This is a genomic window from Stenotrophomonas maltophilia group sp. Smal32, from assembly GCF_030237085.1.
Classification (GTDB): Bacteria; Pseudomonadota; Gammaproteobacteria; order Xanthomonadales; family Xanthomonadaceae; genus Stenotrophomonas; species Stenotrophomonas maltophilia_Q.
The window spans coordinates 1-12,690 of sequence record NZ_JASJSI010000117.1 but is presented as its reverse complement, the minus strand read 5'-3'; the positions used below and the strand labels follow the sequence as shown (position 1 = coordinate 12,690).

Here is a 12,690-nt window from a genome sequence, read left to right as displayed (position 1 = left end):
TGCGGTGAGTAGGCGATGCCCTCGGCGCGCACGAACTCGACCTCGTTGATGCCCATGAAGGCGAACACCTGGCGCAGGAACGGCTCCTGGAAGTCGGCCGGCGAGTCGGTGTAGATGCCGCCACGGCTGCTGGCGATGATCACCCGCTTGCCACCGGCCAGGCCCACCGGGCCGTTTTCGGTGTACTTGAAGGTACGGCCGGCCACGGCTACGCGGTCGATCCAAGCCTTCAGCGTGGACGGAATGCTGAAGTTGTACATCGGCGCGCCGATCACCACGATGTCGGCGTCCAGGAACTGCTGCATCACCTGTTCAGCATCCGTCGCCTCGGCGGCGTCGGTCTTGGCCAGCGAGCTGCTGCGCAGATGCGGTACCGGATTGGCGTCAAGATCGCGATAATCGACCTGCAGGCCATCGATCTGGCCGGTGAAGCGGGCAACCACGGCGGCCGACAGCTGGCGCGAGACGGAATTGTCGCCAAGCACGCTGGCGTCGAGATGCAGAAGCTTCATGGCAGTCACCTATGTTCTGGGAGGAAGGGGCGGGGTAGCCCCGCCGACGGAGAGAACAATAGGTTGTTGCAAAGGCGGAATAAAGGTGATTGAATGCCACGTATTGTTCTAGATATGGAACTCGGGCATGCATGACCTGAATGATCTGTACTACTTCGCGATGGTGGTCGACCACGGTGGATTTGCCGCCGCCGAGCGCGCGCTGGGCATCCCCAAGTCGCGCCTGAGCCGCCGCATCAGCCAGCTGGAGACCGACCTGGGCGTGCGCCTGCTGCAGCGCTCCACGCGCCGTTTCGCGGTCACCGACGTCGGCACCAGCGTGCACCGCCACGCGCAGACGATGCTGGCCGAGGCGCAGGCCGCCCGCGAAGTTGTCGACCGCCTCAGCGCGGAACCACGCGGCGTGGTGCGCGCCAGTGTGCCGGTGTCGCTGGCGCAGATGCAGCTGCCCAAGCTGCTGCCCAAGTTCCTCGAGCAGTACCCCAAGGTGCGCCTGCAGCTGAACATCAGCAACCGCCGCGTGGACATCATCAATGAAGGCTACGACGTGGCCCTGCGCGTGCGTTCGCGCCTGGACGACGACGGCAGCCTGGTGATGCGCAGCTTCGGCCAGGTGCAGGAACTGCTGGTGGCCAGCCCGAAGTACCTGGACCGTGCCGGACGCCCCAAGGACCCGGAAGAACTGACCCAGCACGTCACCCTCAGCATCAGCGAAGACGAAGCGCGCCAGCGCTGGGAACTGCATGGGCCGGAAGGCGAAGTGCGCCGGGTCGACCTGCAGCCACGCGTGGCCGGCTTCGATTTCCCGCTGCTGCAGAGCATGGTGAAGGACGGCTTCGGCATCACCATGCTGCCGGAAACCGTGTGCGCCGATGCCGTGCGCAATGGCGAACTGGAAGTAGTGCTGCCGGACTGGTCGCTGCCGCAGGGCGTGTGCCATGCCGTGTTCGCCTCGCGCCGTGGCCTGCTGCCGGCGGTGCGCGTGTTCATCGACTTCCTGGCCGAGCACCTGCCGCCGCAGCTGGAGGCCTCGCGCCTGCATTGCGATGGGGCCTGCGAGAAGGCCAAGGAGCGGATCAAGGCCAGTGCGCTGGGCGCGCTGGCGGTGGATGCGGGCTGAGAGAGCTGAACGGTAACGCCGGGCCATGCCCGGCGTTGCTGTTTCCGGGGTCGATCACTTCCGCCCGAACAGCCGGTCCCAGAAGCTGCGCTGCGGTGCCGGCATCGGCGTGGGGGCGGCAGCGACTACCGGCGCTTCCAGTACCGCCATCAGCTCCGCGCTGCGCGGCTTCTTCAGGAAGCGTGCATAGTCCAGGTAGCTGGTCACTTTGCTCATGTGCAGGCGCTCCGGCATCGCCGGCAAGGCGCCGCCCTGCAGCAGTACCCGCAATGCCTGCGGACGGTCCAAGCGGATCGCCTCGAACAGCGCGGTGCCGCCGCAACCGGGTTCGATCTGGTTGGCGCGCTGTGGGGCGTCCTTCAACAGGGCGTGCAGCGCATCCGAATCGTCGCGTTCCACGGCCGCAACTAGCCGCGCCAGCGCCTCCGCTTCGTCGGGTGAAAGGCTGTCGCGGTAGGCCTGATCGGCAATCTCGCGCTCGTCGCGCCCGTCACCGCCCTCGATGCACAGGAAATCGGTGACCAGTGCTACCGGAATGCCGGACGTATCCAGCGCCCAGTAGCTGGGATACACACCATCGCCCCAGCCACTGGTGAACACCACCAGCCCATGCGGGGAGTCTTCGCCCCATGGACGGTACTCGGCGCCTTCATCCAAGCCGTCGTGGTCGATCAGGGCATCGGACCACGCGCTGTCTTCGTCGCCATTGGCCTGTTCGATCAGGACCAGCAGTGCCTGCTGGGTATCGGTGTCCATGAAACAGCCGATGCCGGCGTCGACCGGGTAGCCGATGAAGCTGTCCTCATCCAGGCCGGTCAGGTCCTGCGTGGTCCAGCGCGCCATCTGCCAGTGCAGGGCAGATGCCGTGAGGGCTTCGCGGGGCTTGAACCAGACCACGGCCAGTGCCGGGCGGCCGCTGTGCACGATGATCTCGACCGGATGCCGGCCCAGCGGGGCGGTGTAGTCGGCCAGCGCCGGCGCCTCGGCCTGGACCAGTGGATCGCAGACCACCAGATGCCCGCTGCTGACCGGCAGGTGCCCGGCGAACGTGCGGTGCAGGGCCACTGCAGCCAGCTGGGTGTCGTCCAGCAGGCAGCTGCGCAGGTTGGCCAGATCGAGATGGGCCATGACGGCTCCGAGTGCGGTGAAGGCCCCCACCGTGCCGGATGCGAAGGGCAGGGGCAAGGTGGTCTTGGGCAAATGCCCTTCACGTGCGAGAATACGCCGCTGCCCGGGCGACCGGGACCCGATTGGAGAGATGGCCGAGCGGTTTAAGGCACCGGTCTTGAAAACCGGCGAAGGGTCAAACCTTCCGTGGGTTCGAATCCCACTCTCTCCGCCAATCCTTAGTAAGTGTTTGTTTTTAAACGACATTTTTTAAGGTCTTGAAGGGCGGCTTGGGGCACAAATCGGGGCACAACTCCGATGCGATTACCAAGCTATCTCACTCGCTCTTCCACAGGTCGTTACCAGTTTCGCATGCGCGTTCCGACGGACATGCGCGGTATCGTCGGCAAACCTTTCGTCAAGCATCCCTTGGGCATCCAACTGCATAGCGCAAGAGTGGCTGCCTTGGCCATCGCGCAGCGTTATGCTCAAGCATTCGATGCCATCAGGGATGGGTGCATGACCAAGAAGGGACTCACGGTTGAGGATGTTCTGCGCAGCGTCGCGGAGAACGGCTCCCGGCGTTATGAAATTGACTTGCCGGGCTTCCGTCTTCGGACCACGGATGCGGCCGACCATGCTCGAGCAATGGAGGCGCTGGAAGAAATCGGCAAGTTCCACTTCCGTGATGCGGGTGCAGTTCCGGCGGCGGCTGGGCCAAACCCGTTGGAATCAGCGGCGGCGCAGCCCCTGCCATCTGAGACCATCAGCCTGATCGATGCGAAGCGAATCTGGCAGGATAAAGTCGCCGCCGAGGACATCGAGGTCAAAACGGTCGGCATCAAACTGCTTCCCGTGACAGAGCTGATCGAGTTCTTGGGCGCCGAGCGCGAGCTGCACACCATCACGCGGCCTGAGATGGCCCGCTTCTACGACCATTTGGCCAAGCGCGGGTTAACGCGTTCTACGCTCAACAATCGCCAGAGCTACCTCGCAGGAAAGAGAGGATTCTTCACTTGGGCAATGGCTTCAGGCTACGTGCTCAAGGGAGACAATGTCGCCGCAGGTCACGTCAGCGTTTCGATGGCGGAGAAGCGCAAGCGCAGAAAATTTGGCTTCCAGGCCTTTACCTTGGATCAGGTTCATCAACTCTTCGCGCCTGATAGCTTCAAGCAGCTTTCAACGGGAGCGCGCTGGGCGGCTTTGTTGGGCCTGTATACGGGCGCCCGGGCAGGTGAGGTGGGGCAGCTGTTTACCCTCGACGTCAAGGAAGAGGAGGGAATCCCGTGCATACGGTTTACCGATGAGGGGGAGGATCAGCGATTGAAGACCGATGTTTCCAATCGGGTCGTCCCGTTGCATCCCGACCTGATCAAGCTTGGTTTCTTGGACTACGTCGCCGAACGAAGGGAGAGCGGGGACTGGCGATTGTTTCCGCAGGCTGACAGTAAGGCGAAGAATGGTGCGGGGAACTGGATATCGAAGGCGTTCAGCTACTACCTCCAAAAGCACAGTGGTGGGTGGTCGAAAGCGAAACGTGGTTTCCATAGTCTCCGAAAGACCGTGATTCAGGAGATGCAGGGCAGCGGTGTGGCCTCTGAGATGCGAGCCCAAATCGTCGGCCACGAATTGGACGACGAACACCACGCGACTTACAGCAGGCCCTTTACGGTGAGTGAGAAGCTCAACGGTGCCGGAGGAACGCCAGCTTTGGGTGTCCTAGATTACGGAATCGACCTGGAGGCGCTGCGCACCCTGCCGGCGCGCAAGGTCGGGCGGCGAAGCAGCAATGCTGCCGCGCGCTCTTCAAAGGTCGGCCGTAAGGGGAGCGAGCCGAACTAATGGCCCTTACTGCTGCTGATGCTTACCGCCGCGCCATCGATCGCTTTCTCGGCAAGCTCTCTGGCACCGAAAACGTGGGCCAGATGGAGAAGAAGATCGCAGACCATTTGCGCCTAGCGAAACAGCGGCCCAAGGTGGACGTGGCGTTGAGCTTCAATGAGGCCGCTGGGGTGTTGGCGATCAGCACGGCCCAATTGCAACACCTCTTGAAGGAACACTCCCCAAAAGGGACGCTGTTCACGGTGAAGGGAACTCGCAAGCGCTCGACCACCCTTGTTCCGTTGATGGCCTGGGCAGCCGAGCTCAAGGCTAAGGGCCTGTGGAAGCCGTTGAGCGAACGGGGCGTTGCGATCGACACCCTCCTAACTGCAGAACTGCCGTTTCTGGTGGCCAAAGGGTCCAAGGCTAAGCAGTTCTTCCTGGAGCCACTGACTGACCAACCCATCAGCGATGCGTTAATTCGCCAGCTCCAAGCATTGGGCGTGCAAATCGGGCTTGGGATTCGGGTCTGCACGCTGACCGAGGCCTTCGCCCAGCCTTGGCAAAACCCTGACGTCAAGCGCCAGTGGGTGGACGCATTCAACAACGCAGCCCAAGCCCAGGCCAGCCGTCTGCGGGACCTGGCTCAGCAGCTCGACGCCTCGCGAGCTGGGGTGATCGAACAAGCGCTGCACGAACGCCTGCAGCCGGCGCCTCCAAAGATGCCCGACAAGCGCAATGGGCGAATGTAACGGCTGCTAACGGATATTGGAGGCCTCCAATATCCGTATCGATGGAGGCTCTCAGTTCGGATGATTACTCCAACGCCTCGGTGGTCGGGGCGATGGAGCAAGCCGATGGGCCTCGATATGTATGCGGTCAAGACCCGCACTGATGTGCGAGATCGCACTCAAGAACTATTTTTCTACTGGCGAAAGCATCCGAACCTTCATGGTTGGATGTTCAAGTTGCACAGTGCTAGGACGGGGCAGGTTGATCCCTTCGATTTCAACCAAGTTCCCGTATTCCTTGGATTGGACGATCTTGATGCGTTGGAACAGGCTGTGCTGAACGATGATTTGCCTTATACCCAAGGCTTCTTCTTCGGTGAATCGGATCCCGATCGAGCTGAAGAAGATCTGGACTTCATTGCGCAGGCCCGCGCATTGATCAACGACGGTTGGGACGTGTTCTACAACTCTTGGTGGTAACCCGCCGCCAGCAGCGCCTCTCGGGCTGGTTCAAGCCCAACTCCCAAAACCCATTCTTCAACGCGGCAACGCAGCCGTGCTGACGGAGCCTTGCCTGGAGAATCCTCATGCAGCCCAAGTCCAACGTTCTGCCGTTCAACGCAGCAACCCGCTCCAAGCGCCTCGTAGCGGCTAAACCCACCCGGCTCACCTCCGTTTGCTACAAGGCAAGCGACAAGGCCCACACGAGCGTCGATTGGTATACCCCGCCTGCCATCGTCAGGGCGCTGGGGGGAAGGCGCGGCTTTGACCTCGATCCTTGCACGCCCGAAGACCCGTCGCGGCTGCCCGCACCCACGGCCAGCCGGATGATCCCGCCGAGCCAGGACGGCTTGGCTACGCCGTGGCCCAAGCAGGCATTCGTGTGGATGAATCCGCCTTACGGAAAAGGGATTGAGAAGTGGTTGAGCAAGCTGGCCAACCACCCCGGCGGCGGTATCGCCCTGGTGCCGGTCAACATGGAGACGGGATGGATGCACGACTGCGTGCTTTCCCACCCCAACGCGACGGCGATCCTGTTCACCCGTGGGAGGCTGAGGTTTGTGCGTCCCGACGGAACCACCGGCACGGCAGCGCCGTCGGGATCGTTGGTGGTGACTTACGGCAAGCGCGCCGCCGATCACCTTCAGCAAGCGCAGGCGAGCGGTGCGTTGCACGGGAAGTTCTTTGCCATCCAGCGGGTAGGGCAGGTGGCCACGGCGAACCAGGAGAGCTCCAATGGCTGATCGCTGGAACGTTGTTGTCTTGGGCCGCGCGACGGCCGAATTGGAAATCCGAATCGACGCGGACTCAGAGGCGGCAGCCTTGGAGATTCTGAACTCGATGGGAGTGGCTGACATTCATGCCGGTGGCTGGCGTACCGAGTTGGAGGAGATCTACGGCTTTGTGGAGGTCATCAGCCCCGATGGTTCCGAACGCGAAGATCTCAACTGGCCTTGTCCAACCATGCGCCACCACCTCAACTATTAGGAGGAGCCGATGGGAACTTACGAATTCGTCGTCCGGGGTGACTACTTGGTGAGCAAGGTGATTGAGGTCTTTGCCCAGACCCAGTCCGAGGCAATGGAGGCATTCGCGCGACTGTCCTTGGCGGAGTTGGATGCCATCGATTGGCACCATGGCGCCCTTACGATTGAAGAACACGTGGTGGTGACGGAGGTGGAAAGCGGGAGGGAGTTTCAGCATCCGTTCTTGACCGATCGCAAGCGCGAGCAACTGGAGTGTTTGGCCGAAAATGAGTAGGAACTTCCGGCTGCTGGTCTTCCACTAGCCAGCAGCGATCGAAGGCCAGCAGGAAGACCAGTAGTGCAAGGTCGTTGAATCCCAAGGGATTTCTGCGACTAAAAGTGCGCTGCTGGCTTGCTGGCTTTCGATTCAACTCCCCTGTGCAAATGCGTCCAAATCGCATGGAAAGTGTTGGTATCTCAAATTTCAAAACCGATTCTTTTTTGACCCAGCAGACCAGCGGAACGGTTTTCTATGAATGCAAAGCTTTTGGAATCAAGGGTTTGTAGCTGCTGGTCTTCCTGCTGGTCTTCTCTTTCTGCTGGCTAATGGAAGACCAGCAGGGAAGGGAAAGCCAGCAGAACAGGGCTTCCGGAAAAAGTGCGAGAGATTCCGCAGTTTTCGTGTTTAGTCAAAAACCGTGGGTTGCGGAAAGCTCCTGGAGTGGTTGAGTGGAAGTGTCCCCCATGTGGGACACACCAAACCTTTCACCTTCGGAGTTGCCACCGTGAACGCCGCCACCCATCCCTCGTCGCCGCCGACTTACAGCATCCGCGCCAGCGTGAAAAAGCACGTTCGGATCAAACGCCCCTTGGCCGAACGCCTTCGTCTCGCCGCGGCCGAAAACGAGATGACAGAGAGCGAGTTCATTCGCCGCGCCTTGGAAACCGCTCTCCCGCGCGCTGCCTGAGCAAGCCTGTCCCCCCACAACGACAAACCCCCACCGGCCAGGGCGAGGGTTTGAGAGGAGCCAACAACAATGTCTACAACCAATGTGTCCCCAAAAGGGAAGGCTGTCAACCCGACGACGGAAGAGCCAAGCAACATCGTGCCATTCGAAGCGTCGCGTTTCCTGGGTGCGGAAGCCTCCGCCCGCAAGGTCAACCTGGAGGCAGAGGAGCACAAGCAGCTCTACCGCCACTCGGTTGATCGAGAGGGCCAGCGCAAGCCACCGTCGCTCCCCATCCTGTTTGCCCGCCGCACCACCGAATGCGTCGATCGCTTGTGGGCGTGCCAAGCCACCAGCGGCACCGGCGAGATCGTACACCATTGGAACGGTACCTACTGGCAAGCGATCAGCGACGCGGAAGGTGTGGGTGTGGCATCCGATTGGATCGACCGCAACGCCGATTTCGCGGGCAGCCCCAAGCTCGCCAAGGACTGCTGGGACATGGCTTCCCTTCGGTTGCGCCAGAAAAACCCCATGCCAGCCCAAGCCAAGCGGGCCATCGTGCCGGTGGCAGACGGCTACGTGGAAATCCTTCCCGGCGGTTTCCATGTGCTCGCTCCTGATCCCGCCTTGGGCATGACCCACGCGGTCAGGGTGGCCTGTGGTGGCAGGCAGGGCCATGCATACAAGCCCCAGCCTTTGCCGGCTGACTCGCGATTCGCCAAGTTCCTCCGCCAAGCCCACGACGACCCGCGCGTCATCGACCTGCTCCAGGAGCAGTGCGGCATGACCCTGTTGCCGGGTGTCTACAGCCAGGCCGCCTGGTGGCACGGCGTCGCAGGTTCTGGCAAATCCACCCTGGCGGAAATCGTGGAAGCGATGCACCGTCAGGTGGCCCGCTGCAACCTTGAAACTTTGGGCGACCGCTTCAGCCTGGAACCCATGATTGGCGCCAGCCTGATCCTGGTGGACGAAGTGGAGTGCGAGAAGTGGGCCGAAGGTCGGTTCAAGACGATGGTCTCTGGCAATGGCATTGGCATCGACCGGAAGAACCAGAAGCAGCTGGCGAGCTACCATTCCACGGCCAAGTGGATCATCACGTCCAATTCGGCCCCCTTCATCCGCGACAAGAGCAACGGGGTGTGGCGCCGCCTCACCGTCGTGCACTGGAAGAAGGCGGTACCGGTCAACCAGCACGACCCTGATCTGGTCAAGAACATCCTGGCAGAGGAAGGCCAGCTTGTGCTGGACTGGATGCTCGAAGGCGCCCGACGCATCGTGGCCCGTGGTAGGGCGTTGTCCGACACCGACGCCGACATGCCCGAAGCCGTGCGCGCAGCGAAGCTGGCCGCCCGCCATGGCAGCGACCAGGTCATGGCTTGGGCTCAAGCCGAGCGCGTGGTGCGCATTGAGACGGATGAGTGCACGCTTTCCATGCGGCAGGTCTACGAGAACTACAAAAACTGGGGCTACCGACAAGGGCTGGCGGACATCGATCTCCTCACCGGTCGCCAGTTCTGGCGAGGCTTGAAAGAGATGGGCCTGGACGACGGCGCCCGCTCGAACCGTCGCATCAATGGCAAACAGGAAGAATGCGTGCGCCTGCGAATCAACGGAGCAGCCACCGTCGGCGAGGCCTGTGGCGATCTGCCGTTGAGATCATCGGCGACCGTGACAGCACTGCGCGTGGCGCAGGAGCGCTCTCAGTCTTTGGAGCCTTGGGAAACCGATGTGACGCCCACCCTCGAACAGCAAGGGGCTCGGCAGGAAGAGATGGAGCGTCGATTCGACCGCTTGAGCGCTCAGCAGCAGGCGGCTGAGATGGGAGCTCTCCATGCCGATGCGTTGAGGGAGGAGGCAGGGCGCACCAGAGCCAAGGCAATCCAACTCCAGCTGCAGGAACGTATCAATGAACTGGAGATTCGTGCGCTGTTCGGTGAGCCGTTGGCGGGCCGAGAAAGCATCGAAACCCAAGGTGGCGGAAAGGTGGGAGATGGGGATGCGCGCCAACGGCGGTCGTAAAGGCGGGGCCAAATCCGTGTTCCCATCTTCCGTATCAGCTCTAGCCAATGGATTGGTCGGTGACGCTAACGGTCCAGCCCGGACTTGCCAAATCCGTATCCTGTCGCATGCTGAAACCATGACCCCTTCCGATGCCTTTGTAGACGACAGCATGGACCGCCAGGACTCCCTGGCGGCGTCCCCCCGTTTCACCGTGCAACGAACCCCCGAGGGCATCCGCGTGCAGCTCCAGGAGGGCGACGGGGGCCCCGGCACCGCTTTGACCATCGAACGGGCCTTGGCTTTGCTGGAGAACCTGTTGGAGCAGGGACGCGCCGTCACCATTCACGATTGAAGTTTCCAGCCTAACCCCCTTGGCGTTGCCGACAGGCGCCTTTCCTTGCCTTCCAGGAGAGCCTGCCCGTGTCCGATGCCACCCCCAACGAAAGCTTCCTTCAGCGCCATTCCCGCGACGTCGTCGAGCGCTTGATCCGCCAGATGGAGGAGGGCACCGGTCCCTTTCTCAAACCCTGGGACGCCCGCGTGGACCTCGGGTTGCCCATGAACCCCACGACTGGCAAGAGCTACCGGGGCGGAAACCTGCTCCACCTGTGGGCCCTTCAGAGCGCCTGGGACACCCAGGACAACCGGTGGATGACTTACAAGCAAGCCGCGGCCGTGGGCGCTCAGGTGCGCAAGGGCGAGAAGGCCAGCGTGATTGAGTATTGGGATTGGTCGCGGGTGGAGGAGGCCAAGAAGAGCGGGGACCCCGACCTCATCGCCAAGGCCCACCCCAAGGTCTTCTTCCCACGCGTGTTCAACGCGATGCAGATCGATGGGTTGCCGGCACTGGTCCTGCCAGCCGCGCGCCCAGAGCCCGACATTCACCAGGCCTGCGAAGCGGTGCTGAGAGACAGCGGAGCCGAGATCCACCACGACGGGGGCAACCAAGCGTTCTACCGTCCGATGACCGACAGCATCCACTTGCCCCAGCGCAACACCTTTCACTCGGCCAGCGGCTACTACGCCACCGCGTTGCACGAACTGGGCCACTGGACCGGCTTTCCCACCCGCCTCAACCGCGATCAGAAAGGGGCTTTTGGGAGCATCGACTACGCCAAGGAAGAACTGGTCGCGGAGGTGTCATCCATGCTGATGGGCGAACGCCTGGGCATTGGCCACGATCCCACCCAGCACGCGGCTTACGTGAAGTCGTGGATCCAAATCCTCCGGGACGATCCCCGGGAGCTCTTCCGAGCCGCGGCGGCGGCCGAGCGGGTGGTGGAGTTCCTGAAGGTGCCCGAGTTGGTTCGAGAGCCGCTCCAGAAGGTTGAGCAGCAGCGGCAGTCCGTGGCGGCCAATCTGCATGAGATCGAAAAACATGCTGCCAACGACCGGTCTCGATCGCGCTTCAAGGCAAGAGGGGCGCGCCTGAACTTGGCAGTTTGATTCGTGAACAAGCGACTGAACGCGCACCCGCCTGTCGGGAGGCAGCAGGGTGCGCGACAGTGGCTGACAAATTCTGGTTATTTATTCTTCGACAGCACGTCCATGCGCAGGAGCATCTGCTTGAGAACGTCGATGACGGAAACCTCGTCAGCATCCTTGGCCGGAGCCAGGGCAAGTGCCCAGTTGCGGACCGATGGGCTCAAGTCCTCTCCCAGTTCCACCACCAAGTCCTGAAGGTCGTCTAACGGCAGATAGGCCGTCGCAGCCAAGATATCATCGAGCTTTCCCGACAGGTCTTCTTCGTGTGCCTTCCGAAGTTCTCTCGCGGTGGCTCCGCGCTTTCTAAGCTCGGCGGCGTGCTCCACCTTGATCTCTTCAATCTTTGCTTTCGCTGATTTGCTCTTCTTGCGAACGGCGCCGCGAACAATGTCACGCACCAGCTTGGCGTCGTGCGTGTCTGTAAGGCTGGCAATGAGTGTGTCACTTTTAACGCGTGCCGGTCGGTAGACGCGGACCTTGCTGACCTCATCCCCCAGCACTCGCTGCGTCCACTTTTCCATCGTCTCCTTTGCCTTCTTTTGACCGGTTAGAGGCGACGGAACGTTCTTGAGGCGTGGTTTACCTTCGAAGTCCACCAGCAGGCCATAAGTCTTGAGGATGCGGTGGCTGTAGGTTGTGTCGGACATCCAATTTCCCCCTGTGAGTGATCCTGCAATTTTGCCAGTTCCGTAGACGGTTTGGCAGGTTGAGGGAGAGCGTTCCCACATCATCACAGGTTGAATGTCGATCAGGAACATTGCACGACAGGAGAGCTTGCCGGTTTCAGATTCCTTGCCAGACGCGGAGGGGCGAGAGAGAAAGGGGAAGAAATGGCCAGTCTGATCTACGTGCAGTAACAGAAATTCCGATCCGTGTGCTATCGAGCATGCGCGAACCCATCGTGCATCCCAACGTGTAGGCGCGGACTGCACCGCACTCCGCCGGCTGCTAGCCCTGCATGAACGGCCTCAGTGCGCTCGGGTTTGAGCGTCACGCCGCACTCTGGCTGCGCCAGCGGGGCATTGAGGTCAACGTGGCCTTTTGGTCCAAGGGCTTGAGCCACAAGTTGGTAAGAGCGGCCACCAAGGTTGCTAGCTTGGATGGCCACTTGCAGACATTGACGAAGCCTGCGCGACGTAGAGGGAAACCGCTTGTGGCAGTGGGCCAGGCAGAGCGGTTACTTCTTGGATGCCATGCGCTGGTAGAGCTTGTAGACGCCGAACATCGCCGCACCACCCGCAATTGGTGCAGCCGCGACCACCCCCAGTCCAGCAAGCATGCCACCGCCCACAACGCTCCCGACGGTTGCCAAGCCGGAGGTCACGGCGGCTGCACCGGCGGTCCCGGCCGCTGCACCACTGGTTACGCCGAGGATCGCAGAAGTTGCGCCAGCGACGGCTCCGCCGCCGGTCGAAATCGCGGCACCTGCGGCCGATGAACTCTTCTTCCTTGCCATACATTTCCCTGTTGGTTTTGAGTTGTGGGCAGAATCATCGC

Annotated in this window: 15 protein-coding genes and 1 tRNA gene; 12 read left to right on the top strand and 4 right to left on the bottom strand. The window is 61.7% G+C overall.

Annotated features, from left to right (window positions below; translation table 11 throughout):
* Positions 1-512: FMN-dependent NADH-azoreductase (locus QRO91_RS19360; protein WP_285310524.1), on the bottom strand; the 512-nt coding region annotated here is incomplete at its 3' end.
* A 127-nt stretch (positions 513-639) separates the two neighbouring features.
* Here QRO91_RS19360 and QRO91_RS19355 point away from each other — a divergent pair.
* Positions 640-1,632: a LysR family transcriptional regulator gene (locus QRO91_RS19355; protein ID WP_049429058.1), complete on the top strand. Its 993-nt coding sequence runs from the start codon at positions 640-642 to the stop codon at positions 1,630-1,632.
* Positions 1,633-1,686: 54 nt separating this feature from the next.
* On the opposite strand, the gene QRO91_RS19350 is transcribed toward QRO91_RS19355, so the two are convergent.
* Positions 1,687-2,760, bottom strand: a complete 1,074-nt coding sequence (locus QRO91_RS19350; RefSeq protein ID WP_197650502.1) for a DUF4241 domain-containing protein — start codon at positions 2,758-2,760, stop codon at positions 1,687-1,689.
* Between the two features lie 124 nt (positions 2,761-2,884).
* On the opposite strand from QRO91_RS19350, the gene QRO91_RS19345 reads away from it, so the two are divergent.
* From QRO91_RS19345 to QRO91_RS19295, 11 genes are all read left to right on the top strand, one after another.
* Positions 2,885-2,974, top strand: a tRNA-Ser gene (locus tag QRO91_RS19345).
* Positions 2,975-3,057: 83 nt separating this feature from the next.
* A complete protein-coding gene (locus QRO91_RS19340; protein WP_012480713.1) occupies positions 3,058-4,581 on the top strand; it encodes a site-specific integrase in 1,524 nt (507 codons plus the stop codon).
* Positions 4,581-5,312 carry a hypothetical protein gene (locus QRO91_RS19335; RefSeq protein WP_006375976.1) on the top strand — a complete coding sequence of 244 codons (732 nt, stop codon included), beginning with the start codon at positions 4,581-4,583 and terminating at the stop codon, positions 5,310-5,312. The genes QRO91_RS19340 and QRO91_RS19335 overlap by 1 nt, the downstream gene beginning before the upstream one ends.
* 105 nt (positions 5,313-5,417) lie before the next feature.
* Positions 5,418-5,771, top strand: a complete 354-nt coding sequence (locus QRO91_RS19330) for a hypothetical protein (RefSeq protein ID WP_012480712.1) — start codon at positions 5,418-5,420, stop codon at positions 5,769-5,771.
* A gap of 107 nt (positions 5,772-5,878) precedes the next feature.
* A complete protein-coding gene (locus QRO91_RS19325) occupies positions 5,879-6,535 on the top strand; it encodes a DNA N-6-adenine-methyltransferase (RefSeq protein ID WP_049400621.1) in 657 nt (218 codons plus the stop codon).
* Complete coding sequence (locus QRO91_RS19320; protein ID WP_006375905.1) at positions 6,528-6,779, top strand: hypothetical protein; 252 nt, start codon at positions 6,528-6,530, stop codon at positions 6,777-6,779. The genes QRO91_RS19325 and QRO91_RS19320 overlap by 8 nt, the downstream gene beginning before the upstream one ends.
* Positions 6,780-6,788: 9 nt before the next feature.
* Positions 6,789-7,052 carry a hypothetical protein gene (locus QRO91_RS19315; protein ID WP_006375902.1) on the top strand — a complete coding sequence of 88 codons (264 nt, stop codon included), beginning with the start codon at positions 6,789-6,791 and terminating at the stop codon, positions 7,050-7,052.
* A gap of 490 nt (positions 7,053-7,542) precedes the next feature.
* Positions 7,543-7,725, top strand: coding sequence for a ribbon-helix-helix protein, CopG family (locus QRO91_RS19310; protein ID WP_141098938.1), 183 nt, complete (start codon positions 7,543-7,545; stop codon positions 7,723-7,725).
* Between the two features lie 69 nt (positions 7,726-7,794).
* Positions 7,795-9,726: a DUF5906 domain-containing protein gene (locus QRO91_RS19305; protein ID WP_032963370.1), complete on the top strand. Its 1,932-nt coding sequence runs from the start codon at positions 7,795-7,797 to the stop codon at positions 9,724-9,726.
* A 118-nt stretch (positions 9,727-9,844) separates the two neighbouring features.
* On the top strand, positions 9,845-10,060 hold the full coding sequence (locus tag QRO91_RS19300) for a hypothetical protein (RefSeq protein WP_024956732.1): 216 nt from the start codon (positions 9,845-9,847) through the stop codon (positions 10,058-10,060).
* 68 nt (positions 10,061-10,128) lie between these two features.
* Complete coding sequence (locus QRO91_RS19295; protein ID WP_006375900.1) at positions 10,129-11,154, top strand: ArdC family protein; 1,026 nt, start codon at positions 10,129-10,131, stop codon at positions 11,152-11,154.
* A 77-nt stretch (positions 11,155-11,231) separates the two neighbouring features.
* Here the strand turns inward: QRO91_RS19295 and QRO91_RS19290 are convergent, their stop codons facing one another.
* Both QRO91_RS19290 and QRO91_RS19285 read right to left on the bottom strand, forming a co-directional pair.
* Positions 11,232-11,951: a hypothetical protein gene (locus QRO91_RS19290; RefSeq protein ID WP_024956731.1), complete on the bottom strand. Its 720-nt coding sequence runs from the start codon at positions 11,949-11,951 to the stop codon at positions 11,232-11,234.
* A 419-nt stretch (positions 11,952-12,370) separates the two neighbouring features.
* The coding region (locus QRO91_RS19285; protein ID WP_285310523.1) for a hypothetical protein at positions 12,371-12,690 on the bottom strand (320 nt) is incomplete at its 5' end.